Genomic DNA, 23,880 nt, shown 5'->3' with positions numbered 1-23,880 from the left:
GTGCTGTTTTATTGACTGGTTACAGCAATATTGTTATTTGCGAAGCTGGCCCGTAATCGTTGAGCGAACTGCAGCGCGTGTGCGCCGTCACCATGCACGCAGACGGTCTGCGCGTTAACCGCTACCCACTCACCACTTACGCTTTTTACCCGCCCCTGCTGCACCATCATCAACGTCTGATCGATTGCCTGAGCTTCCTCTTCAATTAATGCGCCGGGTTGACCGCGGGGCACCAGAGCACCGCTGCTGAGATAACCGCGATCGGCAAAAACTTCCTCGCGGGTTTTCAGGCCATGGTGCGCCGCCGCACGAATCGATTCGCTGTTCGCCAGCCCCACGACGATCAGTCCGGCATCGACGGCCTTAACGGCACGCGCAATGGTGTCCGCCAGGCCCGCGTCGGCGGCAGCCTGGTTATACAACATCCCATGCGGCTTTACATGGACCAACGATTGCCCTTCGCTCTCCGCCAGGCTTTTCAATGCGCCGACCTGATAGATGATTTGTGCGTAAAGGGTTTCTGGCGGCAGTTGCATGGCGCTGCGACCAAAATTCTCCCGGTCAGGGAAGCTGGGATGCGCACCAATCGCCACACCGTACGCTTTGGCCCAGCGAACGGACTGCAGCATCATTTCTGCATCGCCCGCGTGAAACCCGCAGGCGATATTGGCGGAGCTTACCAGTTGCAATAGCGCACGATCGCTACTGCCGCCCTCGCCCAAATCGGCGTTTAAATCAATTTTCATTAGCCAGTCCCCATGCCATTTGATCCAGGGCGAGCTGTTGCTGCCGCTTTGCCGCCTGCGCTTCCTGAGCCGTGCAGAGAATAAAATGGATCGGTTCACCCAGACGAATCTGCGCCAGATGGTAGAGATCGCTCTCTATCACACAGGCGATGCGCGGATAGCCCCCGGTGGTTTGTGCATCCGCCAGCAATACAATGGGTTGTCCGTTTCCCGGCACCTGAATAACGCCGGGTACCAGTCCGTGAGATAACAGCTCGCGTGAGGCCTCACGCTGCAAGGTTGGCCCCTGCAAACGGTAGCCCATGCGGTTGCTTTGCGGATTGAGTGTCCATGCCGCTCGCCACAGCTTTTGCTGTGCCTCTTCACTAAACTCATGATATTCCGGCCCCGGCAGTGCCCTAATGCGATTGCCCCACAGCAACTGCTTTACCCCTTTCTTATGCGTAAAGGGCTGCCCCGGTTTGCCCAGAGGAATACGATCGCCATCCTGCAACGTGCGCCCCTGGAAGCCGCCAAACCCGGCTTTGATATCTGTGCTGCATGAGCCCAGTACCTCTGGGACATCGAATCCTCCCTGTATCGCCAGATAACTGCGCATACCGTGAACCGGTTTCTTTAACACCAGCACCTGGCCTTTTTTAACCGGCAACCGCCAGCCGGTCCAGACGGGTTTCCCATCCAGCTCGGCCTGACAGCCGGCTCCCGTCAGGGCGAACCAGCCATCGCGTCTGAACTCGGCTTTAAACTGGCCCAGGACAATTTCCAGAACGGCGCTGCCCGGCGGATTACCGACCAGTAAATTTGCCGTGATCATGGCAGGCTGATCCAGAACGCCACTGACGCCGATACCGTACTGACGCCAGCGGTTGCGGCCCAGATCCTGAATGCTGGTGGCCAGCCCCGCCCGAAGAATTGTTAACATATACCTTCCTTTTGCGGCACAAACCGGACTTTGTCGCCGGGTTGCAGCAACGTCGGTGGCTGCTGTTGCGGAGTGAAAAGCGCCACCGGGGTTTGACCAATCAACTGCCAGCCGCCCGGAGAAGCCAGCGGATACACGCCCGTCTGGCTCCCGCCTATCCCCACCGAACCTGCCGGTACGGCTACGCGAGGTTCCGCGCGGCGCGGCATGTGCAGGCGGGGATCAAGCCCGGCCAGATAGGGGAATCCCGGCTGAAAACCAATAAAAAAGACGTCGTACTCGCTACTGCTGTGTAACTCGACCACCTGCTTTGCTGACAGTCCAGCATGATCCGCCACCTGAAGCAGATCGGGGCCTGCTTCACCGCCGTAGATAACCGGCACTTTTACCAGACGAGACCCGGTGGCCTGCGCTTCGCTTTCCAGCCACCACTGCTGAAGCTGCGCTGTGGCCTGCTGCGCGTCAGAGGGCGCCTCCTCCAGCAACAACGTGAGGTTGTTCATGCCGGGAATCACGTCCCGTATCGCGCCATGTGACTGTAAGCGCTCGCTCAACTGCCATATTCGCTGCTGACTGGTGAGGGAAACCGGCGGAGCCAGCTCCAGCACCACCGCGCGTTCGCCCAGCATGTAACATCGTGTTTCTTGCAACGCGCACCTCCCGGTTAAAAAAATGGTTGCGCTCAGGCAGTATGCTGGCGTCCAAAAGCAGGCACTGGTATTGCGGCCTTAAGAAGGTAGTTATGCGAAAGTGACAGAGATGTGTCAATAGATTTGGGTTCTGCCGCGTGATACAGAACCCGGAGGATCAGGCAGGATTGGGGATATCAATAAAGGTCACATCAAGGCCATGCTCTGCTGCCAGCCACTCGCCCAGCGCCTGAATGCCGCAGCGTTCGGTGGCATGATGACCCGCAGCAAAAAAGTGCAGACCCTGCTCACGTGCGCTGTGAATCGTCTGCTCTGACACTTCGCCAGTAATAAAAGCGTCTACCCCAAAGCCAGCCGCAGCGTCGATAAATCCTTGCCCACCGCCGCTGCACCAGGCTACACGACGAATTGCAGCAGGTGCATTATCACCGCAGTGCAGCGGTTGGCGCCCTAATACCTCGGTAATACGCTGTGCCAGCTGCTCACCGGTAATGGGCTGAGCGAACTCGCCCCACGGCACCAGCGGCATGATCTCGCCTACCACATCGATCCCCAACAGCCTGGCCAGTTGCGCATTATTCCCTAACTGCGGGTGCGCATCGAGCGGCAGGTGCCAGCCATAGAGGTTAATATCGTTAGCCAACAGGGTGCGCAGCCGCTGGCGCTTCATCCCTTTAATGACCGCAGGCTCGCTTTTCCAGAAATAACCGTGATGGACCAGCACGGCATCGGCCTGGCGGGCCACCGCTTCATCCAGTAATGCCTGGCAGGCGGTCACGCCCGTAATCACCGTTTTTACCCTGGCGCGGCCTTCAACCTGAAGGCCGTTTGGCGCATAGTCGCTGAAGGCAGCGGTATTGAGCTGCTGGTTGACGATTTTTTCTAACTCGTAGTGATTCATTTCTGCTCCTTGCCGCCTCAGGCCGCGTTCTTCGCGCGCTCAAAGGCGTCGAGTGTCTTTTTACGTGCGTCCTTATGTTCCACGATTGGTGCCGGATAATCGAGTTTCTTGTTATTTTTCTGCGCCCATTGGTGAGGCTGATGGATATCGCTGTCAGGCACCTCTTTCAACTCTGGCAGATAGCGGCGAATAAACTCCCCCTCTTTATCGAAGCGCTCGCCCTGCGTGGTCGGGTTGAAGATGCGGAAATAAGGTGCGGCATCGGTGCCGGTTGACGCCGCCCATTGCCAGCCGCCATTGTTGGCAGCCAGGTCGCCATCGATCAACTGCTGCATGAAGTACCGCTCGCCTTCTCGCCAGTCGATAAGCAGGTCTTTCACCAGAAAGCTGGCGGTAATCATGCGAAGTCGGTTGTGCATCCAGCCGATGGTCTGCATCTGACGCATGGCGGCATCCACAATGGGATAACCGGTTTTCCCCGCCTTCCAGGCGTCGAAGTGCGCGCTGTTACGTTGCCACGCCACGTTGCGTGTCCAGTGAACAAAAGGCTGATGTTTGCACAGGCGCGGATGCGCCACGATGAGGTGACGGTAAAATTCACGCCATATCAGTTCGTTGATCCATACGGCAGCCGGACCGCTATCCAGCGCTTTGGGTTGTTCATGCAGGATTCGATGCAGGCATTGCCGCGGTGAGAGCACGCCGGTAGAGAGATAGACCGATAAACGACTGGTGCTGTCCAGCGCGGGCAAATCGCGCTGCTTTGCGTAATCGAGCACCGCCTGTTTGGCAAACTCACGTAACCGCTTAACGGCCGCCTGTTCACCGGGCGGAAACAGCGACGTGTCGATATCCGCTTTTGGATAATCAAAAGGCGGAAGGCTTTTTGGCTCTTTAAGCGGCGCACCTTCACGGGCTTTGGGAGCCGGCACACACTCGGGTAAACCCTGTTGTAGCCGCCGTAAGAAGGCCTTGCTGAACGGCGTAAACACTTTATACATCTCGCCATCGCCGGTTTGAATACTGCCCGGTGGCAGCAGCAGGCTGTCATCAAAGCCCTGGCAGACTACGTTCGCCTCATGCAGGCGTTTTTCTGCGCTGGCATCCCGTTCACGCTCATTGACTTCGTACTGGTAATTGTAGAAAAGCTTATCGACCTGCTGCTTTTGGCAGAAGCCGACCAGAAAATCGATGCTGGCCGCGAAATCATCACACTGATGAAAGTGAAGCGGAATGCCCCGCTCCGCGAGGGAGGACTGCAGCATATCCAGACTCTGATGAATAAATGCGACCTGGCGGGCCGCCATCTCATGTTGCTGCCACTGCCCGGGCGTTGCGATAAACAGCGCAATCACCCTGGCATCGGGTTGGGTGCAGGCCGCGTGCAGCGCCAGATTATCGTTAATACGCAGGTCGTTTCGCAGCCAGACTAAATGCGTGGTCATAGTACTCCTGAATCATTGTCCGTATCGCAGGCGCAGGGCTTCGGGGTAAGGATCGAAGTAACGCTGCTGCGTCAGCCAGGGGTGCGGATATTCCGCCATATAGTGCTTAAGAATCGTAATGGGTGCTAACAGCGGTTGCGTTCCCTGCCGGTAGCAGTCAATCAGCGACGTCAGCTCTTTACGCTGAGGAGAGCTTAACTGACTACGGAAATAACCCTGAACGTGCATCAAAACGTTAGTGTGATTCGTGCGGGACGCGGGCTGTGACATCAAATCCATCAGTCGGCTGCGGTATTCAAAGGCAAAAGCCTCCAACGATTCCCACTGGTTCATTGAGGCAACAAACGGCCCCAGCTCACGGTATTTCTTCTGGGAATGCGCCAACAGCAGCAGCTTGTAGCGGCTGTGAAAAGCCATCAGGTTGTGACGAGTCAGGCCCTGTTTCCACATCTGATTAAACTCATGCAGGGCACAAATCCGGCCAATAAAATTTTCGCGCAGGGTGGGATCGTTAAGGCGACCATCTTCTTCAAGCGGTAGCCAGGGCATTTCACGCTGCAAAAAGGCGGTAAAAATGCCGGTGCCTGCTTTGCGGTTATTGTTGGTGGCGGGTTCATAAATCCTGACCCGTTCCATGCCGCAGCTGGGTGATTTTGCACACAGGATGTAGCCACAGAGATGATGAAGGGATTTAACGCGGTTTTCGGACCAGTCGCGCATTTTATCGGTGATGTCCTCTCCGCCCTCTTTACTGAAACACAGGTGCAGAGCATCATCATCGCCCATTTTAACGAGGCGTAAGGCCGGGCGAGGCGTAGGAAGGCCAATCGCCATTTCGGGGCAGACAGGTTCAAAACGTACAAAAGGGGTGAGTTGATCAGTAGCGAAAGCCAGGCGCTTATGGCCGCCATCAAATCTGACGCTCTCACCAAGCAGACAAGCGCTGATTCCAACCGGAATTTTCTCACTCATACTTGTACAACCTCCGAAAACTTGTAGAGGTTTAAGTGTAGCGCAAAATAGTGGGGAAATCAGCCTGCGGGGCTTTGCAGATGACGATAATGCTCAAAAAAAGCCCGTTCCCCGTAATAAGATTCAGGGAACGGGCCAGAAATTCAGGGGCTGAGGCGGTTTAATGCAGTCTGATTACCAAAAGACACCGGCAGCGGCTTCAGACTGTGCCAACCAGACCGGCTTGGTGCTGGTTTTGCACCACATACGATGCAGATAGCTGTAAAAGCGGGCACGATCCTTGCGAAACAGCATGACCGGCAGAGCCAGCAGGCCCAACAGGATAACCAGCGTACGGCGCAAAATGATTTTATGACGAGAATAAGTCCGGTACATGGATTCCTCCTGACGAAAAGTCGGTTAAATGTGATCTGCATCCAATATTACGCCTGATTGTGTAATTTTACTACTCATCTGACCACTAAATTTGACTGTTTTTTGTACTGTTAATGACAATCTGAAAATTAGTTACATTTTGGTTAAATAATGGTTTTGACGATGATCTTTAGCGCGATTCGATGGCAACACGGACGAAAGGCTGAAAAGTTGATACAGTGTATTTTCCCTTTTCAGGCAATGGCAGGATTGGCGTGACCACGGTTTTAATCATTGAAGATGAGAAAGAAATTCGCCGCTTCGTGCGCATCGCGTTGGAAAGCGAAGGCCTGAAGGTTTTCGATGCCGAAACGCTACAACGTGGGTTGATTGAGGCGGCGACGCGAAAACCCGATCTGGTCATTCTCGATCTCGGCCTGCCCGATGGCGATGGCAAAACCTTTATTGGCGAGTTGCGTCAGTGGAGCACGCTGCCCGTGATTGTGCTGTCGGCCCGAATCGACGAACAGGATAAAATTGACGCACTGGATGCAGGGGCAGACGATTACCTGACGAAACCCTTCGGTATTGGTGAACTGCTGGCACGCGTTCGCGTCGCCTTGCGCCGTCATGCCGGACAACATACCGATCCCAAGGTCAGCTTCGCCGACGTTACCGTGGATATTGCGGCCCGCAGAGTGTTGCGCGCTGGCGAGGAAGTGCACCTTACGCCGATAGAGTTTCGTTTGCTGACGACGCTGCTGAACAACGCGGGCAAAGTGCTGACCCAGCGGCAGCTGTTGAGCCAGGTGTGGGGACCAAACGCCGTTGAACACAGCCACTATCTGCGGATCTATATGGGGCACCTGCGGCAAAAGCTGGAGGCGAATCCTACCCAGCCGGTACATCTGCTCACGGAAACCGGCATCGGCTACCGGTTTATGCCATAAAAAAAGCGCCACTTAGGCGCTTTTTTCATTTAACAGGCAAATCAGGCGTTTTTCAGCACTTCGCTGACAATCTCTACCGCTTCTTTTTCTATCTGCGCGCGGTGTTCTGCGCCCAGGAAACTTTCACAATAGATTTTGTATGCATCTTCGGTGCCTGAAGGACGGGCAGCAAACCAGCCGTTTTCCGTCATCACTTTCAGGCCGCCGATAGACGCGCCATTGCCCGGCGCAGCGGTCAGACGCGCGGTGATCGGATCGCCCGCCAGCGTGTCAGCACTCACCATTTCAGGTGACAGCTTAGACAGCGCCGCTTTCTGTGCGGAACTGGCTGACGCCTGCAGGCGATTGTAGCTGGGTGCACCGAAACGCGCGGCCAGCTCATCATAGTGCTCCTGCGGGTTCTTGCCGGTGACCGCGGTAATCTCCGCTGCCAACAGACACATGATGATCCCGTCTTTATCGGTGGACCAGGGCGTACCGTCAAAGCGCAGGAATGAAGCGCCCGCACTCTCTTCCCCACCAAAGCCAAAGCTGCCGTCGAACAGGCCATCCACGAACCACTTAAAGCCAACCGGCACTTCCACCAGCTTGCGGCCGATGTCGTTAACGACGCGGTCAATCATGGCACTGGACACCAGGGTTTTCCCCACGGCAACGTCTTTGCCCCACTGTGGGCGATGCTGGAACAGATAGTTGATAGCAACGGCCAGATAGTGGTTCGGGTTCATCAGGCCGGCAGGCGTGACGATACCGTGGCGGTCATAATCGGGATCGTTGCCAAACGCCAGGTCAAATTTGTCCTTGTAGGCCAGCAGGCCCGCCATGGCAGATTCGGACGAGCAGTCCATGCGCACCACGCCGTCTTTATCCAGATGCATAAAGCGGAACGTCTGATCAACGGCGTCATTCACCAGGGTCAGATCGAGTTTGTAGTGCTCAGCAATGCGCTGCCAGTAAGCGATGCCGGAACCGCCAAGCGGATCGACGCCAATTTTCAGGCCCGCTTTTTGAATCGCCGGGAAATCGATGATCTGTGAAAGGCCTTCAACATAAGGCTGGATCAAATCTTTCTCAACCACGTGACCGCTGGCCCAGGCCTGGTCCAGTGGCAGACGCTTCACGCCTTTCAGGCCCTCTTTCAACAGCTGATTCGCGCGATCTTCAACCACTTTGGTGACGTTGGTATCGGCAGGGCCACCGTTCGGCGGATTGTATTTAATCCCGCCGTCTTCAGGTGGGTTGTGCGAAGGCGTAATAACGATGCCATCCGCCAGCTGATCGCCCGATTTATTGTGCTCAAGGATGGCGTTTGAAATCGCCGGCGTTGGCGTATAGCCATTGTCCTGTTGAACAATCACGTCAACGCCGTTTGCGGCCAGCACTTCCAGCACGGACAACAGCGCAGGTTCAGAAAGCGCATGCGTATCTTTACCTACGTAGCACGGACCGGTAATCCCGTTCTTTTTACGCTCTTCGGCAATCGCCTGAGCTATCGCCAGGATGTGCTTTTCGTTAAAGCTGTGGCGTCCTGCGCTACCGCGATGGCCTGATGTGCCAAATTTCACCGCATGTTCTGGGTTAGCCACATCGGGCTGCAGGACATAATATTGTGAAGTTAATTGTGCAACGTTAATCAAATCGCTCTGCTGGGCAGGCTGCCCGGCACGGGGGTGATTGGCCATTGGCGCTTCTCCCTGACGCTTCAGTTTAAATGGTGCCGCAAACTTTCTCTGCCAGCTCCGACGGGAACTGCATCGACAGCATAATGTGTTCAACCATGCTGCGTTTGCGACCGGTATTGGTATTGGTAATAACCCAGTACGGCGTGCCGGGAACGTGCTTCGGCTTGGTATGGGTACCGCTTTGCAGCAACGTATGTTCATCGCCCGCGAAATAGATGCGCGTGCGGCCCTGCAGCGACGTTGTCGCCTCGGCAAACGCTGCGGTATCCAGACGATAGAGCGTTGACAAGATTAGCATAAAGCGGTTAACCGCCCGCTTCTGCTCCGCATATTCATCCGACAGCATTAGCTCACGCACCGCGCGAACACGATCCTGAGGACGCGATTCATTACCTGCCGACTGTGCCGCTTTAGACGGGGCCGGTGCGGAGACGGGCTGCGTGTCATTGACCGCCGCGGGCTGACCGGCAGTAAACTTCAGCATACGGCGCAGAATATCGGATGCACTTTCGCCAATGTGTTGCGTGTGGCTGGCAATATAACGGTAGAGCTCTTCGTCAACTTCGATCGTTTTCATCTTATTCCGTACGGTTTTTTTACTCACGACAGAACCCGCGATTTTCTGAATACCCCGAGCTGCTGATCGGCATTTCAAAAAGGAGGCAGGTTCTAACATGAAGATTATAAAGTTAAATTCAGACAGGCTGATAGCATTCAAACGGTTTATGGGCAAAAGTCAGAATATGTCCTAATGCCGCCGGAAGCAGCGCGCCTGAAAAGGTGAAACCATGATAACCTAAGCTCAGGTCTCACACTTAAGAACTTTGCTATGATTTTGAATGCGCGCCTGCAAACTGAACAATCTTCTTCTGATTCCACACCTGTCCTGCTGATTCATGGTCTGTTTGGCAGTCTTGATAACCTTGGCATTCTGGCCCGAGGGCTTAAAGACGATCGACCGCTTATTCAGGTTGATGTGCGCAACCACGGGCTATCGCCGCGCGCAGACGAGATGAACTACAGGGTGATGGCTCAGGACATGCTGGATACGCTGGATGCTCAGGGGATTGAGCGGATCGCGGTCATTGGTCATTCCATGGGCGGTAAGATCGCCATGACAATGAGCGCGCTGGCACCAGAACGTATCGAACAGATGGTGATGATCGACATCGCGCCCGTTGACTATCAGACACGTCGGCATGACGAGATTTTCGCCGCTATCCGGGCCGTCACGGCCGCTGGCGTCACCTTGCGCACTGAAGCCGCAGAGATCATGCGCAACCACATTGATGAGGACGGCGTCATTCAGTTCATCCTGAAATCATTCAGTCAGGGCGAATGGCGCTTTAATGTCCCGGTGTTATGGGACAACTATACGCTGATCTCCGGCTGGCAGGAGGTGCCTGCCTGGCCACATCCCGCGCTGTTTATTCGCGGTGGCGACTCACCTTATCTGGATAATCAGTATCGTGACGCGTTACTCAGGCAGTTCCCGGCCGCGCATGCACATGTGATCGGTGGTGCTGGTCACTGGGTCCATGCTGAAAAACCTGATGCCGTTTTACGCAGTATTCGACGCTTTTTTGCGCTTTAAAACATCTTAACTGGCTGTAAAAGTTTAAGATTGGCGTCCGCGGTTAGCCTGGAGTATGATGGCGCGCTAAATTTTTGCCGTGGGCGCTGTTGCCCGCGGGAAGAGTCAATACTTTAATCTGCGCAGCGGAAACGTCTCGTTCGCGCCCACTCAGTTGTACTAAGTCATGGCAAAAGAACACACTGACCGTACGACGCTCGATCTGTTCGCTAACGAGCGTCGCCCGGGTCGCCCAAAAACCAGTCCGCTTACGCGTGATGAACAACTGCGTATCAACAAACGCAATCAACTGAAACGCGACAAAGGGCGCGGACTTCGTCGTGTCGAACTCAAAATGAACAGTGAAGCCGTTGAAGCGCTGAATATGCTGGCTGAGCAGCGCAATCTCAGCCGCAGCGAATTAATTGAACAAATGCTGCTGGCACAACTCAAACTGGACTCACGCGGGTAAACCGCACACAGAAACAAATGTCGCGGCTTTACACATTCCGCCCTTTTGCGCGGTCTGCTATCATTTGCAGAACAGGCTCCGGCATTCATTCTATCATCAGGATTTAAGAGGTTATTTTACCCATGGCAATCGTAGGCATCTTCTTTGGCAGCGATACCGGTAACACCGAAAACATTGCAAAAATGATCCAGAAACAACTGGGTAAAGACGTTGCAGAAGTTCACGACATCGCGAAAAGCACTAAAGAAGACTTAGAAGCCTTTGACATTCTGCTGCTGGGCATCCCCACCTGGTATTACGGTGAAGCCCAGTGCGACTGGGATGACTTCTTCCCGACGCTGGAAGAGATCGACTTTAACGGCAAGCTGGTTGCGCTGTTTGGCTGTGGCGATCAGGAAGATTACGCAGAGTACTTCTGTGATGCCATGGGAACCATTCGTGACATCATCGAACCTAACGGCGCCATCATCGTGGGCCACTGGCCGACCGAGGGTTACCACTTCGAAGCGTCAAAAGGCCTGGCTGATGACAACCACTTCCTGGGTCTGGCTATTGATGAAGATCGCCAGCCAGAGCTGACCAACGAACGCGTTGATAAATGGGTTAAGCAAATTTTTGATGAGCTGCAGCTCAAAGAAATCATTGAAGCCTGATCGCGCTGAGCTCAGTGTGGACGCAGGTTCACACTGGGCAAACGGCTTTTCCTATAAAAATAATAGCTACATTTTTGTAACTTTCCCCATTTAATCTGTAGAATACCCGCATCGATCATCTGCTTATTTCCCTGGAACTGAGATGACAAAACGCGAAATGCGACTCGTCCGCTTTCCATGCCATGCGCAGCGAACATCGCCGCTGGCGCATCGCAAGGACATCGGTTTTCATTTCAGCGCATCAGTTCTATAATGAGACGCAAATGAGAATGGCGGTCGATCGACATACAGGCTACGTGCCACAAGAGTGACTAAAGTAACAGGACAATATCCGCATGACTGACAACAATACCGCATTAAAGAAGGCTGGCCTGAAAGTCACATTGCCCAGACTCAAAATTCTGGAAGTGCTTCAGGAACCTGCATGCCATCACGTCAGCGCGGAAGATCTGTATAAACGCCTGATCGACATGGGCGAAGAGATTGGACTGGCCACGGTCTACCGTGTGCTTAACCAGTTCGACGATGCAGGCATCGTGACCCGCCACAACTTTGAAGGCGGTAAATCGGTGTTTGAGCTGACGCAGCAGCACCATCACGACCACCTGATCTGTCTGGATTGCGGTAAAGTGATTGAATTTAGTGACGAATCCATTGAGACGCGTCAACGTGAAATCGCGACCCGTCATGGTATTAAGCTCACCAACCACAGCCTGTACCTGTACGGCCACTGTGCACTGGGCGACTGCCGTGAAGACGAAACGCTGCACGACAAATAAGCGCTTTCGGGTACAAAGTAAAAAAGCCGATGTTCACATCGGCTTTTTTATTGCTGTCGCTCAGGTCACGAGCGTTTCCTGCAGGTAGCGCCAGCGTGGAACAGAGGTGGTGCAGTCCAGAATCGCCAGCGAAATACGGCTTTTATTTTCACCATTCATCATCTGCAGTTCGCGATACTGAATCGTCACTTCGTTCGCATGCTCAGAAAGAATTACATGCTCACTGGTCGCAATGCGCATCCCTTCCCTTGCCCCCTGCAGTCGTCGAAAAAGATCTTCAACCTGATCCAGATTCAGCTGTTTTCCCTGCGGCGTGACCATCTTAAAATCGGGATGAAAGTGCGAGAGCAGCAGATGAAAACTGTCGCTACCATCCCGAACATGATTAAAAATATGTTCAATAAGCTGATGTAACACGACAACGCTATGTTTGGCTTCCTGTGCAAAAAGTGTCATTTTTTCCTTTTAAACCCACAAACTGATACTTCAGAGGGTTAGCGTACCTGAAAAAAAAGAATTAACACTGGGAAATTTATTAAAAAAATTAAACTGAGAGCGGTTCCACAAAAATAAAATTAATACTCTGACTCTGCTCAGGAGAAACGTCGGTACTAAAAAAAATCGCTGCAATAAAAAAGGGCGATAAGTCGCCCTTTCGATTACCCTGCGGTCAACATCACAGAGAAATTATTCGCCGATTTTCGCCCAGGTATCGCGTAAACCTACCGTGCGGTTAAACACTAACTGTGAAGGGGTTGAATAAACGCTGTCGGCACAGAAGTAGCCTTCGCGCTCAAACTGGTAAGGCGCGCTGACCACCGCATCACGCAGGCCGGGTTCAACGAAGCCCTGTTTGACTTCCAGCGAGTCGGGATTAATCGTGGTCAGGAAATCGTCTGCCGCGCCAGGATTGGGTACGCTAAACAGGCGATCGTAAAGACGGAACTCAGCGGGCAGCGCATGTTCAGCGGACACCCAGTGAATCACGCCTTTAACTTTACGGCCGTCAGCAGGATCTTTGCTCAGCGTATCCACATCACAGGTGCAGTAGATGCAGTTGATATTGCCTTCTTCATCTTTCGCGATGCGCTCGGCTCGGATCACGTACGCATTACGCAGGCGCACCTCTTTACCCAGCACCAGGCGTTTATACTGCTTGTTAGCTTCTTCACGGAAATCGGCCCGATCGATCCAGATTTCGCGGCTGAACGGCACGTCGCGCGTCCCCATCTCCGGTTTGTTAGGATGGTTCGGCATGCTAAGCACTTCGTTATGGCCTGCCGGCAGGTTTTCCAGCACCAGCTTAACCGGATCCAACACCGCCATCGCGCGTGGCGCATTTTCGTTGAGATCGTCGCGGATACAAGACTCCAGCGAGGCCATTTCAACAATGTTGTCCTGCTTGGTGATACCAATACGCCGGCAAAACTCACGGATTGAGGCCGCGGTATAACCACGGCGACGCAGGCCGGACACGGTTAACATACGGGGATCGTCCCAGCCTTCCACATGCTTCTCACTGACCAGCTGCGTGAGTTTGCGTTTTGACATCACCGCATATTCAAGATTCAGGCGCGAAAATTCGTACTGACGTGGATGAACCGGAATCGTGATGTTGTCCAGCACCCAGTCATACAGACGGCGGTTATCCTGGAACTCCAGTGTACAGAGTGAATGCGTAATGCCTTCCAGCGCATCGGAAATGCAGTGGGTAAAATCGTACATCGGGTAGATGCACCATTTGTTGCCGGTTTGATGATGCTCAGCAAACTTAATGCGGTACAGCACCGGGTCGCGCATAACGATAAAGCTGGAAGCCATATCAATTTTTGCACGCAGACAGGCTTTACCTTCTGCAAATTCACCGTTGCGCATTTTTTCAAACAGGGCAAGGTTCTCTTCCACGCTGCGATCGCGGTATGGGCTGTTTTTACCCGGCGCGGTTAACGTTCCCCGGTATTCACGAATTTCTTCAGGGGTCAGTTCATCAACATAGGCAAGTCCCTTTCCGATCAGTTCAACCGCATACTGGTAAAGCTGATCAAAATAGTCAGATGAATAACGAACGTCGCCACTCCACGAAAAACCCAACCACTGCACATCACGCTTGATGGACTCAACAAATTCCATATCCTCTTTAACCGGATTGGTATCGTCAAAACGCAGATTGCACTCGCCCTGATAGTCTTGTGCAATACCAAAATTCAGGCAGATTGATTTAGCATGACCGATGTGCAGATAACCATTTGGCTCTGGCGGGAAACGGGTATGCACACTGCTGTGCTTCCCGCTCGCCAAATCCTCGTCAATAATCTGACGAATAAAGTTAGTTGGGCGGGCTTCAGCCTCACTCATCTCAAAATCCTCAACGCGTAGAAAGGGTGGTTTATACCACGTAATATCCGGGTATGATCCACAAAGCGTTGCAGAGAAACAACCGTTTGTTGGGCGTTTAAAATAAAAAAGGCAGGAATCGCTTCCTGCCTTTTGTTGTTGATACAGCGAATTAGCCTTTAATTTCATACAGCGGGGTTTCACCCGCGATCACCTGGCCCTGCGTCAACAGCGTTAATCCTGCGAAGTCTTCAATATTGCTGACCACCACCGGACTTATCATCGAGCGGGCATGGGCGTTGAGATAGTCAAGATCCATCTCCAGCACCGGCTGACCTGCCGTGACCTGAGCGCCCTCTTCCACTAAACGGGTAAAGCCCTGACCGCCCAGCGCCACGGTATCCAGCCCCATGTGCACCACGATCTCCACCCCGTTTTCACTTTCCAGGCAGAACGCATGGTTAGTGTTAAAGATTTTCACCACTGTGCCCGCAATGGGGGCCACAACGCGCTTGTCGCTGGGTTTGATTGCCACACCGTCGCCGACCGCTTTACTGGCAAAAGCCTCATCCGGTACGGCATCCAGCGGCACAATTTCACCGCTTACGGGCGCCACTAAGGTCGCGATAACGCGTTTTTCACTGTTTAACACAGCCTGAGGTTTCACGTCGCTGGCCGCAGCGGGTGCGCTGGCGGTGCTGGCGGTAGCGGCTGCAACCGGGCCTTTCACCAACACTTTTTTCATGGCCATGGCGATACTTTCAGCCTGTGTGCCGACGATTATCTGAACGCTCTGCTTGTTCAGGCGGATCACACCTGAGGCACCCAGGCGTTTCGCCACGCCTTCATTAACCTGCCCGGCATCCTTCACATTCAGACGCAAACGCGTAATGCAGGCATCGATCGCGGTTAAGTTGTCTGAACCGCCCACCGCGCCAATGTAACGACGCGCCAGAGATTCGGTCGCGCTCTCACCGTTGTCGGTAGTATCCACATTCACGTCATAACCATCGGTTTCATCGCCAGCAACCGCCAGTTCACGGCCCGGCGTCATCAGGTTGAATTTTTTGATGGTGAAACGGAACACAACATAGTAGATAACGAAGAACACCAGCCCTTGCGGAATCAGCATGTACCAGTGCGTCGCCAGGGGATTGCGGGATGAGAGCACCATGTCCACCAGCCCCGCGCTGAAACCAAAGCCGGCAATCCAATGCATGCTGGCAGCAATAAACACAGACAGACCGGTCAACACAGCATGGATGACATAGAGTACCGGTGCCACGAACATAAAGGAAAATTCCAGTGGTTCGGTAATGCCGGTAAAGAAGGCGGCAAAAGCCGCCGCCAACATGATCCCGCCGACCTTCGCCCGATTTTCAGGACGAGCACAATGGTAAATCGCCAGCGCTGCGCCGGGTAAACCGAACATCATGATAGGGAAGAAGCCCGCCTGATAACGGCCCGTGATGCCCGGAATAGCGGTGCCATTCGCCAGCGACTGCGCACCGCCGAGGAATTTAGGAATGTCGTTGATGCCCGCGACGTCGAACCAGAACACGGAGTTCAGCGCATGATGTAAGCCTACCGGAATAAGCAATCGGTTGAAGAAGGCATAGACGCCAGCCCCTACCGATCCCAGCTTCTGGATATGCTCACCAAAGCTAACCAGACCATTAAAGATGACTGGCCAGATATACATCAGGATGAACGCGACCAGAATCATCAGGAACGAGACCAGAATCGGGACCAGACGACGGCCGCTGAAGAAAGAGAACGCTTTGGGCAGTTCAACATGGCTAAAGCGGTTGTAGACTTCGGCTGACAGAACCCCAACCAGAATACCGACAAACTGATTGCTGATTTTCCCAAAGGCCGCAGGGACGTCAGCCACCGGTATTTTCTGAATCATCGCCACGGCGGCAGGCGAACACAACGTCGTCACGACCAGGAAACCAACAAAGCCGGTGAGTGCGGCCGCGCCGTCTTTATCTTTTGACATACCGTACGCCACGCCAATCGCGAACAGCACTGACATGTTTTCAATGATCGCGCCACCGGATTTAATCAGCAGGGCGGCAAAGGCATTGCCCGCGCCCCAGCTGTCCGGATCGATCCAGTAGCCGATCCCCATAAGTATTGCTGCAGCAGGCAAAGTGGCGACCGGCACCATCAGCGCCCGTCCCACTCGTTGTAAATAACTTAACATTGACCCTTCCCCCTATGAACTGACTCTGTAGCTATGCTGCCGCTTAATGTTGTTATGTCAGCAGCAAGCCTCTTACGGCATTACACTCAATGCTGAGGAGTGTAATAACAATTTAATTCGCTTCACAAATTAATAGCTACTATCTGTGACAATTATCACCATAAATCGATTTTTAAGGTCACTCTCACTGGCTATAAAGGCAAACTTATTTTATGATGCGAAATATCAAGATGTGCGCTTTCTTACACCCTTTGCGCCTGCCACTTCAGGCCTGACCCGCGTATTAGCTGCACGTCTGACCGTTAACTCACATTCGAGGTGCAATATGAGACTGATTCCTTTATCCACCCCAACTCAGGTCGGCAAATGGGCGGCACGCCATATCGTCAATCGCATCAATGCGTTTAATCCCCGTGCTGACAAGCCTTTTATCCTGGGACTGCCCACGGGCGGAACGCCGCTGGAAGCCTATAAACACCTGATTGACATGCACAAAGCGGGCCAGGTCAGCTTTAAACATGTCGTGACCTTTAACATGGACGAATACGTTGGCTTGCCGAAAGAGCATCCGGAAAGCTATCACAGCTTTATGTACCGCAATTTCTTCGACCACGTTGATATCCAACCAGAAAATATCAACTTACTGAATGGTAATGCGCCAGATATTGACGCAGAATGTCGCCGTTATGAAGATAAAATTCGGACACTGGGTAAAATTCACCTGTTTATGGGCGGCGTTGGTAACGATGGGCATATCGCGTTTAATGAACCCGCCTCCTCTCTGTCTTCACGCACCCGGATTAAAACCCTGACGCACGACACGCGCGTAGCGAACTCGCGTTTTTTCAACGGTGATGTGGATCAGGTACCCAAATACGCGCTGACAGTCGGTGTTGGTACGCTGCTTGATGCCGAAGAAGTCATGATCCTGGTCACCGGGCACGTAAAAGCCCAGGCGTTGCAGGCTGCTGTTGAAGGGAACGTGAACCATATGTGGACGATTAGCTGTCTGCAGCTTCATCCTAAATCCGTGGTGGTCTGTGATGAGCCTGCCACCATGGAGCTAAAAGTAAAAACGGTGAAATACTTCCGTGAAATGGAAGCGGAAAATATGCAGGGCGTTTAACACAATCATTTCGTCACCTGCGGTTAGACGCGTTAACGGCAGGCAAGCCGGGAGAACAAGATGTACGCATTAGTGAACGGCCGTATCTACAGCGGCGATGACATTTTCGATCATCATGCTGTCGTCATCGCTGACGGCAAAATTGAGCGGGTTTGCTCTCTGGCAGCCTTGCCGCCAGAAATAGAACAGCAGGATGTTGGGGGCGCGATTATCGCACCCGGCTTTATTGACCTGCAGCTTAACGGCTGTGGAGGCGTGCAGTTTAATGACGATATCCATGCCATCAGCGTGGAAACGCTGGAAACCATGCACCGCGCCAATGTTAAATCCGGCTGCACCAGCTTTCTGCCAACGCTGATTACCAGCAGTGACGAACTCATGGTGCGCGCCGTCGAAACAATGCGCGCCTTTTTGCAGAAGTATCCCCACTTTCTGCTGGGATTACATCTGGAAGGTCCGTGGCTGAACGTCGCCAAAAAAGGCACCCATAACCCTGCCCTTATTCGCCAGCCCGATCCGAAGATGGTCGATTTCCTGTGTGCGAATGCGGATGTGATTAGCAAGGTCACACTGGCGCCAGAAAGCGTCGGAAGCGCCGTGATTCGCCAACTCAGCGACGCCGGTATTGTGGTGTCTGCGGGTCATTCCAATGCCACTTTCGAAGAAGCCAAAGCGGGTTTTGCCGCCGGCATCACCTTTGCGACGCACCTTTATAATGCCATGACGGCCTTTGCAGGGCGTGAGCCGGGCCTAATCGGTGCGCTGTTTGATGCGCCTGATGTATACTGCGGCATCATTGCGGATGGTTTACATGTTCATTACGCTAACGTTCGTAATGCCAAACGCATTAAGGGTGACAAGCTGGTCCTGGTAACCGATGCCACTGCGCCCGCAGGTGCCACAATCGATAAGTTTATTTTTGCTGGTAAAACAATATATTATCGTGATGGACTCTGTGTTGATGAACATGGCACGCTGAGCGGTTCAGCACTGACGATGATCGAAGCCGTGCAAAACAGCGTTGAACATGCAGGCATTCCACTGGATGAAGCGCTGCGCATGGCATCACTTTATCCGGCACGGGCAATGGGCGTAGAAAAACAGTCAGGCACTATCCAGGCAGGAAAACTCGCCAATCTGACCGTATTTACACGCGACTTTAAAATTATTAAGACGTTAGTCAATGGAGATAACGTCCTGAGCGAGTAAGCACTGAATGACTACTGGCGGCCAGACACAAATTGGAAATGTCGATCTTGTCAAACAACTGAACAGCGCAGCCGTCTACCGGTTAATCGACCAACAGGGACCGATTTCGCGCATTCAGATTGCGGATCTGAGCCAACTCGCGCCCGCCAGTGTCACCAAAATTACCCGCCAGCTTATAGAGCGCGGCCTGATCAAAGAGGTGGACCAGCAGGCGTCCACTGGCGGACGCCGCGCGATCTCCATCGTCACTGAAACCCGCCACTTTCACACTATCGGCGTGCGCCTCGGCCGCAACGATGCGACCTTAACGCTGTTCGATTTAAGCGGCAAATCACTGGCTCAGCAGGATTATCCCCTGCCGCAAACCACGCAGGACACGCTGGAGCAGGCGCTGTTCGATGCCGTTGCGCATTTTATTGAGCAGAGCGAAGCGAAAATTCGTGAGCTGATAGCCATTTCGGTGATTCTGCCTGGCCTGGTCGATCCGCATAATGGCGTTATCCGTTATATGCCGCACATTACGGTGGACCAGTGGCCTCTGGTGGCCAACCTGAAAAAACGCTTTAAGGTGACCAGCTTTGTGGGTCATGACATTCGCAGTCTGGCGCTGGCAGAGCACTATTTTGGCGCAACCCGTGATTGTGCTGATTCCATATTAGTGCGACTGCATCGGGGAACGGGCGCAGGGATTATTGCCAACGGACAAATATTCCTGGGCAGTAATGGCAACGTGGGTGAAATCGGCCATATTCAGGTCGATCCGCTCGGGGAACGCTGCCATTGCGGTAACTTTGGCTGCCTTGAAACCATCGCGGCGAATGGCGCCATTGAACAGCGCGTCAGAGAGCTGTTGAATAAAGGCTACCCCAGCATATTAACTCAGGATGCCTGCCAGATGCCGCACATCTGTCAGGCGGCGAACCAGGGCGATGCGCTGGCAAGTGAAGTTGTCGAATACGTGGGTCGCTATCTGGGTAAAGCCATTGCTATCGCCATTAACCTGTTTAATCCGCAAAAAATTGTGTTGGCCGGCGAAATTACGGAAGCTGAACGCGTGTTGCTCCCGGCCATAGAAAGTTGCATTAATACCCAGGCGCTGGCGGCCTTCCGTAAACATCTGCCGGTGGTGCGTTCACAACTCGATCACCGCTCCGCGATTGGGGCCTTTGCCCTGGCAAAACGGGCGATGTTAAACGGCATTCTGCTGCAACATCTTTTGGAAGACTAAGCGCGGCCTTACTCAGCGCGGCGCGTATCGGAACCCCTTTATGACGATTAAAAATGTAATTTGTGATATCGATGGCGTGCTGATGCACGACAATACCGCAGTGCCCGGCGCGAAAGAATTTTTGCAGCGCATCCTGGCGAAAGACATGCCATTGGTGGTGCTGACCAATTATCCTTCACAAACGGCGCGTGATTTGGCAAACCGTTTTTCCTCAGCGGGAATCGACATACCGGATTCGGTGTTTTACACCTCAGCCATGGCCACCGCGGACTTTTTACGCCGCCAGGAAGGCAAAAAAGCCTATGTCATTGGCGAAGGTGCGCTGGTACACGAGCTGTATAAAGCCGGTTTTACCATCACTGACGTTAACCCGGATTTCGTTATCGTCGGGGAAACCCGCTCATTCAACTGGGACATGATGCACAAGGCCGCTTTCTTTGTGGCAAACGGCGCGCGGTTCATTGCAACCAATCCCGATACGCATGCCCGGGGCTTTGTGCCCGCCTGTGGCGCACTGTGTGCCGGTATTGAAAAGATTTCAGGTCGCAGGCCATTTTACGTTGGCAAGCCCAGCCCCTACATCATGCGCGCCGCGCTGAACAAGATGCAGGCCCATTCAGAGGAAACGGTTATCGTGGGCGATAATCTTCGTACCGATATCCTCGCTGGTTTTCAGGCCGGTCTGGAAACGATTCTGGTGCTTTCTGGCGTATCCACGCTTACCGACATTGATGCGATGCCTTTCCGTCCTGACTGGATTTTCCCGTCTGTTGCCGATATCGACCTCTTTTGATTCATTTCTCTTATGACGCACTGCCAGATTCTGTGGTGCGTCTCACCTTTATGGCTCTCTGCGCCCGTTATCCTCGCTCAAAAAGCGTGCTGAAATTTCATTTCATTGCCGATTCAACAATAAAAAACCAATTTTGTTAGATAAAATTCAATATACCTCGCCACACAACAACATTTTCATCAGCAAAATACGATTCCTCTTGCATTGGGGACCGTAAATAACGCATTTTCTTATACATCACGCAGCCACAGGCTGCCGGACAAACGTAAAATTACATCGCCGCAGGTGAGTTCAGGAGTCAGATATGTGTTCTATTTTTGGTGTGCTGGATCTGAAAAGCGATCCCGTTGAGTTACGTAAAAAAGCATTGGAAAGCTCACGTTTGATGCGTCACCGTGGGCCGGACTGGTCAGGCGTTTACGCCGATGACCACGCCATTCTTGCTCATGAGCGCCTCTCAATTGTTGACGTGAACAACGGTGCACAGCCGCTGTATAACGCTGACCACACCCACGTACTGGCAGTCAATGGTGAGATCTACAACCATCAGGCCCTGCGCGCAAAATTAAGCGATCGCTACGCGTTTCAGACCGGTTCTGACTGCGAAGTGATTCTGGCGCTGTACCAGGAGAAAGGTGTCGATTTTCTTGACGAACTGGAAGGCATGTTTGCCTTCATCCTGTATGACAGCGTCAAAGGCACCTATCTGATTGGCCGTGACCATATCGGTATCATCCCGCTGTATATGGGCAACGATGAGCACGGTAACCTGTTTGTCGCCTCAGAAATGAAAGCGCTGGTGCCAGTGTGCCGTTCAATCAAAGAATTCCCGCCGGGAAGCTACCTTTCCAGCACCGACGGTGAAATTCGTCGTTACTGGCAACGTGACTGGATGGAATACCAGAACGTTGAGAACAACGTGACCGACGCAGCAGAACTGAAACATGCGCTGGAAGAGTCAGTAAAAAGCCACCTGATGTCCGATGTTCCGTATGGCGTGCTGCTGTCTGGTGGTCTGGACTCGTCAATTATTTCAGCGGTAACCAAACGTTTCGCGGCCAAACGCGTGGAAGATCAGGATAAAAGTGACGCCTGGTGGCCACAGCTGCACTCGTTCGCGGTCGGTCTGGAAGGATCGCCGGATCTGAAAGCGGCCAAACTGGTGGCAGAGCATCTGGGTACGGTGCACCACGAAATTCACTTCACGGTGCAGGAAGGCCTGGATGCGATTCGTGACGTGATCTACCACATTGAAACCTATGATGTGACCACGATTCGCGCCTCCACGCCGATGTACCTGATGTCGCGTAAGATTAAAGCCATGGGCATCAAAATGGTGCTGTCGGGCGAAGGGGCTGACGAAGTCTTTGGTGGTTATCTGTATTTCCATAAGGCGCCAAACGCGAAAGAGTTCCATGAGGAGAACGTTCGCAAACTGCTGGCCCTGCACATGTTTGACTGCGCACGCGCCAACAAAGCGATGTCTGCCTGGGGCGTTGAAGCACGCGTGCCGTTCCTGGATAAGAAATTCCTGGATGTCGCCATGCGTATCAACCCACAAGACAAGATGTGCGGCAGCAACGGTAAAATGGAAAAACACATTCTGCGTGAATGCTTCTCCTCTTACCTGCCCGAAAGCGTGGCCTGGCGCCAGAAAGAGCAGTTCTCTGACGGCGTGGGTTACAGCTGGATTGACACACTGAAAGAAGTCGCGGCCAAACAAATCAGCGATCAGCAACTGGCGACGGCGCACTTCCGTTTCCCGTATAACACGCCGGGGTCGAAAGAAGCGTACCTGTACCGTGAAATCTTTGAAGAACTCTTCCCACTGCCGAGCGCTGCCGAGTGCGTACCAGGCGGGCCGTCTGTTGCCTGTTCATCGGCAAAAGCCATCGAGTGGGACGAAGCCTTTAAAAACATGGATGACCCGTCAGGACGTGCCGTAGGCGTTCACCAGTCTGCCTACAAATAAGTGCTATACTGAGTGACAATATGGGCCGTATACGGCCCATCTTTTTTGTTATTGCCGTTGTATTCACTGAAAAATTGCCGAATAAAGCATCACCCTGGTTATAAGCCAGACAAACAGGCGTTTGAAGGCAAAAAACGGCAAAAAACTTGTTGACGCTGTGTAGTCAACTCCGCATAATGCGCCCCGCAACGCCGATGAAGGTTGCGCGAAAAAAAGATGGCTACGTAGCTCAGCTGGTTAGAGCACAGCACTCATAATGCTGGGGTCACAGGTTCGATTCCCGTCGTAGCCACCATCTTTTTTCTGCGGGAGTGGCGAAATTGGTAGACGCACCAGATTTAGGTTCTGGCGCCGCAAGGTGTGCGAGTTCAAGTCTCGCCTCCCGCACCATTTCATGATTCGGCAGCATGGATGGGGTATCGCCAAGCGGTAAGGCACCGGTTTTTGATACCGGCATTCCCTGGTTCGAATCCAGGTACCCCAGCCAATTTCGATGTATCTCGCGGCTGCGAGTGGACGAATGGGATATCGCCAAGCGGTAAGGCACCGGTTTTTGATACCGGCATTCCCTGGTTCGAATCCAGGTATCCCAGCCATCATCGAAAGGCAGTACAATTTGGCTACGTAGCTCAGCTGGTTAGAGCACAGCACTCATAATGCTGGGGTCACAGGTTCGATTCCCGTCGTAGCCACCATTTTCTTGGGGTGTCGCCAAGCGGTAAGGCACTGGTTTCTGATACCAGCATTCCGGGGTTCGAATCCCTGCACCCCAGCCATTTTTAGACAATTTGATTTGACACCATTGGGGTGTCGCCAAGCGGTAAGGCACTGGTTTCTGATACCAGCATTCCGGGGTTCGAATCCCTGCACCCCAGCCAAATTAAGCAACAAAGCCCGCTTCTGCGGGCTT

The 23,880-nt window shown here is 53.2% G+C and carries 22 protein-coding genes and 7 tRNA genes; 17 read left to right on the top strand and 12 right to left on the bottom strand.

Features of this window, described 5'->3' with window-relative positions:
- Positions 1-8: 8 nt before the first annotated feature.
- The 7 genes from pxpA to QLG08_RS12130 form a co-directional block, all read right to left on the bottom strand.
- Positions 9-746 (bottom strand): 5-oxoprolinase subunit PxpA, encoded by a 738-nt coding sequence (gene pxpA, locus QLG08_RS12160; RefSeq protein ID WP_013025052.1) that lies wholly within the window; start codon positions 744-746, stop codon positions 9-11.
- The gene (pxpC, locus tag QLG08_RS12155; protein WP_013025051.1) at positions 736-1,668 is read right to left on the bottom strand and encodes a 5-oxoprolinase subunit PxpC; all 933 of its coding nucleotides are present in this window, start codon (positions 1,666-1,668) and stop codon (positions 736-738) included. Before pxpC ends, pxpA begins: the two co-directional genes overlap by 11 nt.
- Positions 1,662-2,318, bottom strand: a complete 657-nt coding sequence (gene pxpB, locus QLG08_RS12150; protein WP_013025050.1) for a 5-oxoprolinase subunit PxpB — start codon at positions 2,316-2,318, stop codon at positions 1,662-1,664. The genes pxpC and pxpB overlap by 7 nt, the downstream gene beginning before the upstream one ends.
- 157 nt (positions 2,319-2,475) lie before the next feature.
- Positions 2,476-3,219, bottom strand: coding sequence for a type 2 GTP cyclohydrolase I (locus QLG08_RS12145; RefSeq protein ID WP_014606299.1), 744 nt, complete (start codon positions 3,217-3,219; stop codon positions 2,476-2,478).
- 17 nt (positions 3,220-3,236) lie between these two features.
- Positions 3,237-4,664 (bottom strand): deoxyribodipyrimidine photo-lyase, encoded by a 1,428-nt coding sequence (phrB, locus tag QLG08_RS12140; protein ID WP_028714942.1) that lies wholly within the window; start codon positions 4,662-4,664, stop codon positions 3,237-3,239.
- Positions 4,665-4,676: 12 nt separating this feature from the next.
- Positions 4,677-5,636, bottom strand: coding sequence for a 2-thiouracil desulfurase family protein (locus QLG08_RS12135; protein WP_013025047.1), 960 nt, complete (start codon positions 5,634-5,636; stop codon positions 4,677-4,679).
- Between the two features lie 174 nt (positions 5,637-5,810).
- Positions 5,811-6,011, bottom strand: a complete 201-nt coding sequence (locus tag QLG08_RS12130) for a DUF2517 family protein (protein ID WP_013025046.1) — start codon at positions 6,009-6,011, stop codon at positions 5,811-5,813.
- A 254-nt stretch (positions 6,012-6,265) separates the two neighbouring features.
- On the opposite strand from QLG08_RS12130, the gene kdpE reads away from it, so the two are divergent.
- Positions 6,266-6,940 carry a two-component system response regulator KdpE gene (kdpE, locus tag QLG08_RS12125; RefSeq protein WP_014606301.1) on the top strand — a complete coding sequence of 225 codons (675 nt, stop codon included), beginning with the start codon at positions 6,266-6,268 and terminating at the stop codon, positions 6,938-6,940.
- A 41-nt stretch (positions 6,941-6,981) separates the two neighbouring features.
- Here the strand turns inward: kdpE and pgm are convergent, their stop codons facing one another.
- Both pgm and seqA read right to left on the bottom strand, forming a co-directional pair.
- Entirely contained in the window at positions 6,982-8,622 is a 1,641-nt protein-coding gene (pgm, locus tag QLG08_RS12120; RefSeq protein WP_013025044.1) for a phosphoglucomutase (alpha-D-glucose-1,6-bisphosphate-dependent), read from the bottom strand.
- Between the two features lie 25 nt (positions 8,623-8,647).
- The gene (gene seqA, locus QLG08_RS12115) at positions 8,648-9,199 is read right to left on the bottom strand and encodes a replication initiation negative regulator SeqA (protein ID WP_105077358.1); all 552 of its coding nucleotides are present in this window, start codon (positions 9,197-9,199) and stop codon (positions 8,648-8,650) included.
- 252 nt (positions 9,200-9,451) lie between these two features.
- Here seqA and ybfF point away from each other — a divergent pair, with 252 nt between their 5' ends.
- The 4 genes from ybfF to fur all read left to right on the top strand — a co-directional run bounded on the left by ybfF (position 9,452) and on the right by fur (position 12,099).
- Positions 9,452-10,216 carry an esterase gene (ybfF, locus tag QLG08_RS12110; protein WP_047715432.1) on the top strand — a complete coding sequence of 255 codons (765 nt, stop codon included), beginning with the start codon at positions 9,452-9,454 and terminating at the stop codon, positions 10,214-10,216.
- A 166-nt stretch (positions 10,217-10,382) separates the two neighbouring features.
- Complete coding sequence (gene ybfE, locus QLG08_RS12105; protein WP_013025041.1) at positions 10,383-10,667, top strand: LexA regulated protein; 285 nt, start codon at positions 10,383-10,385, stop codon at positions 10,665-10,667.
- 122 nt (positions 10,668-10,789) lie between these two features.
- Positions 10,790-11,320 carry a flavodoxin FldA gene (gene fldA, locus QLG08_RS12100; RefSeq protein ID WP_006118431.1) on the top strand — a complete coding sequence of 177 codons (531 nt, stop codon included), beginning with the start codon at positions 10,790-10,792 and terminating at the stop codon, positions 11,318-11,320.
- Positions 11,321-11,655: 335 nt separating this feature from the next.
- Positions 11,656-12,099 carry a ferric iron uptake transcriptional regulator gene (gene fur / locus QLG08_RS12095; protein WP_013025040.1) on the top strand — a complete coding sequence of 148 codons (444 nt, stop codon included), beginning with the start codon at positions 11,656-11,658 and terminating at the stop codon, positions 12,097-12,099.
- Between the two features lie 60 nt (positions 12,100-12,159).
- Here fur and QLG08_RS12090 read toward each other — a convergent pair whose 3' ends face one another.
- The 3 genes from QLG08_RS12090 to nagE form a co-directional block, all read right to left on the bottom strand.
- Complete coding sequence (locus QLG08_RS12090) at positions 12,160-12,555, bottom strand: hypothetical protein (protein WP_014606304.1); 396 nt, start codon at positions 12,553-12,555, stop codon at positions 12,160-12,162.
- A 231-nt stretch (positions 12,556-12,786) separates the two neighbouring features.
- Positions 12,787-14,454 carry a glutamine--tRNA ligase gene (glnS, locus tag QLG08_RS12085; protein WP_282472949.1) on the bottom strand — a complete coding sequence of 556 codons (1,668 nt, stop codon included), beginning with the start codon at positions 14,452-14,454 and terminating at the stop codon, positions 12,787-12,789.
- Between the two features lie 151 nt (positions 14,455-14,605).
- Positions 14,606-16,642, bottom strand: a complete 2,037-nt coding sequence (gene nagE / locus QLG08_RS12080) for an N-acetylglucosamine-specific PTS transporter subunit IIBC (RefSeq protein WP_014593180.1) — start codon at positions 16,640-16,642, stop codon at positions 14,606-14,608.
- 325 nt (positions 16,643-16,967) lie between these two features.
- Between nagE and nagB the strand changes: the two genes are divergently transcribed.
- The 12 genes from nagB to QLG08_RS12020 all read left to right on the top strand — a co-directional run bounded on the left by nagB (position 16,968) and on the right by QLG08_RS12020 (position 23,848).
- Complete coding sequence (gene nagB, locus QLG08_RS12075; RefSeq protein ID WP_014593179.1) at positions 16,968-17,768, top strand: glucosamine-6-phosphate deaminase; 801 nt, start codon at positions 16,968-16,970, stop codon at positions 17,766-17,768.
- 60 nt (positions 17,769-17,828) lie between these two features.
- Positions 17,829-18,977 carry an N-acetylglucosamine-6-phosphate deacetylase gene (gene nagA / locus QLG08_RS12070; protein WP_282472948.1) on the top strand — a complete coding sequence of 383 codons (1,149 nt, stop codon included), beginning with the start codon at positions 17,829-17,831 and terminating at the stop codon, positions 18,975-18,977.
- Positions 18,978-18,984: 7 nt separating this feature from the next.
- The gene (locus QLG08_RS12065) at positions 18,985-20,205 is read left to right on the top strand and encodes an N-acetylglucosamine repressor (protein WP_029569793.1); all 1,221 of its coding nucleotides are present in this window, start codon (positions 18,985-18,987) and stop codon (positions 20,203-20,205) included.
- A gap of 40 nt (positions 20,206-20,245) precedes the next feature.
- Complete coding sequence (locus QLG08_RS12060) at positions 20,246-20,998, top strand: HAD-IIA family hydrolase (protein ID WP_013025033.1); 753 nt, start codon at positions 20,246-20,248, stop codon at positions 20,996-20,998.
- A 304-nt stretch (positions 20,999-21,302) separates the two neighbouring features.
- Positions 21,303-22,970 carry an asparagine synthase B gene (gene asnB / locus QLG08_RS12055; RefSeq protein ID WP_013025032.1) on the top strand — a complete coding sequence of 556 codons (1,668 nt, stop codon included), beginning with the start codon at positions 21,303-21,305 and terminating at the stop codon, positions 22,968-22,970.
- A 218-nt stretch (positions 22,971-23,188) separates the two neighbouring features.
- Positions 23,189-23,265 (top strand) — tRNA-Met (locus QLG08_RS12050).
- Between the two features lie 10 nt (positions 23,266-23,275).
- Positions 23,276-23,360 (top strand) — tRNA-Leu (locus tag QLG08_RS12045).
- 22 nt (positions 23,361-23,382) lie between these two features.
- Positions 23,383-23,457 (top strand) — tRNA-Gln (locus tag QLG08_RS12040).
- A gap of 34 nt (positions 23,458-23,491) precedes the next feature.
- Positions 23,492-23,566: transfer RNA gene (locus tag QLG08_RS12035), tRNA-Gln, on the top strand.
- Positions 23,567-23,588: 22 nt separating this feature from the next.
- Positions 23,589-23,665: transfer RNA gene (locus tag QLG08_RS12030), tRNA-Met, on the top strand.
- Positions 23,666-23,671: 6 nt separating this feature from the next.
- Positions 23,672-23,746 (top strand) — tRNA-Gln (locus QLG08_RS12025).
- 27 nt (positions 23,747-23,773) lie between these two features.
- Positions 23,774-23,848: transfer RNA gene (locus QLG08_RS12020), tRNA-Gln, on the top strand.
- The last annotated feature ends 32 nt before the right edge of the window (positions 23,849-23,880 follow it).

Source organism: Pantoea sp. V106_11 (assembly GCF_029967885.1).
In the GTDB taxonomy this organism is placed as follows: Bacteria; Pseudomonadota; Gammaproteobacteria; order Enterobacterales; family Enterobacteriaceae; genus Pantoea; species Pantoea ananatis.
This window is presented reverse-complemented; position numbering and strand designations above follow the sequence as displayed.

What these genes read in the sequence shown, in the direction of transcription:
- nagA (WP_282472948.1), top strand. Translation starts at nt 17,829, where the DNA reads ATGTACGCATTAGTGAACGGCCGTATCTACAGCGGCGATGACATTTTC.
- asnB (WP_013025032.1), top strand. Translation starts at nt 21,303, where the DNA reads ATGTGTTCTATTTTTGGTGTGCTGGATCTGAAAAGCGATCCCGTTGAG.
- ybfE (WP_013025041.1), top strand. Translation starts at nt 10,383, where the DNA reads ATGGCAAAAGAACACACTGACCGTACGACGCTCGATCTGTTCGCTAAC.
- seqA (WP_105077358.1), bottom strand. Translation starts at nt 9,199, where the DNA reads ATGAAAACGATCGAAGTTGACGAAGAGCTCTACCGTTATATTGCCAGC.
- QLG08_RS12135 (WP_013025047.1), bottom strand. Translation starts at nt 5,636, where the DNA reads ATGAGTGAGAAAATTCCGGTTGGAATCAGCGCTTGTCTGCTTGGTGAG.
- phrB (WP_028714942.1), bottom strand. Translation starts at nt 4,664, where the DNA reads ATGACCACGCATTTAGTCTGGCTGCGAAACGACCTGCGTATTAACGAT.
- fldA (WP_006118431.1), top strand. Translation starts at nt 10,790, where the DNA reads ATGGCAATCGTAGGCATCTTCTTTGGCAGCGATACCGGTAACACCGAA.
- QLG08_RS12090 (WP_014606304.1), bottom strand. Translation starts at nt 12,555, where the DNA reads ATGACACTTTTTGCACAGGAAGCCAAACATAGCGTTGTCGTGTTACAT.
- QLG08_RS12130 (WP_013025046.1), bottom strand. Translation starts at nt 6,011, where the DNA reads ATGTACCGGACTTATTCTCGTCATAAAATCATTTTGCGCCGTACGCTG.
- nagE (WP_014593180.1), bottom strand. Translation starts at nt 16,642, where the DNA reads ATGTTAAGTTATTTACAACGAGTGGGACGGGCGCTGATGGTGCCGGTC.
- ybfF (WP_047715432.1), top strand. Translation starts at nt 9,452, where the DNA reads ATGATTTTGAATGCGCGCCTGCAAACTGAACAATCTTCTTCTGATTCC.
- QLG08_RS12060 (WP_013025033.1), top strand. Translation starts at nt 20,246, where the DNA reads ATGACGATTAAAAATGTAATTTGTGATATCGATGGCGTGCTGATGCAC.
- pxpA (WP_013025052.1), bottom strand. Translation starts at nt 746, where the DNA reads ATGAAAATTGATTTAAACGCCGATTTGGGCGAGGGCGGCAGTAGCGAT.
- glnS (WP_282472949.1), bottom strand. Translation starts at nt 14,454, where the DNA reads ATGAGTGAGGCTGAAGCCCGCCCAACTAACTTTATTCGTCAGATTATT.
- fur (WP_013025040.1), top strand. Translation starts at nt 11,656, where the DNA reads ATGACTGACAACAATACCGCATTAAAGAAGGCTGGCCTGAAAGTCACA.
- pgm (WP_013025044.1), bottom strand. Translation starts at nt 8,622, where the DNA reads ATGGCCAATCACCCCCGTGCCGGGCAGCCTGCCCAGCAGAGCGATTTG.
- nagB (WP_014593179.1), top strand. Translation starts at nt 16,968, where the DNA reads ATGAGACTGATTCCTTTATCCACCCCAACTCAGGTCGGCAAATGGGCG.
- pxpC (WP_013025051.1), bottom strand. Translation starts at nt 1,668, where the DNA reads ATGTTAACAATTCTTCGGGCGGGGCTGGCCACCAGCATTCAGGATCTG.
- QLG08_RS12145 (WP_014606299.1), bottom strand. Translation starts at nt 3,219, where the DNA reads ATGAATCACTACGAGTTAGAAAAAATCGTCAACCAGCAGCTCAATACC.
- QLG08_RS12065 (WP_029569793.1), top strand. Translation starts at nt 18,985, where the DNA reads ATGACTACTGGCGGCCAGACACAAATTGGAAATGTCGATCTTGTCAAA.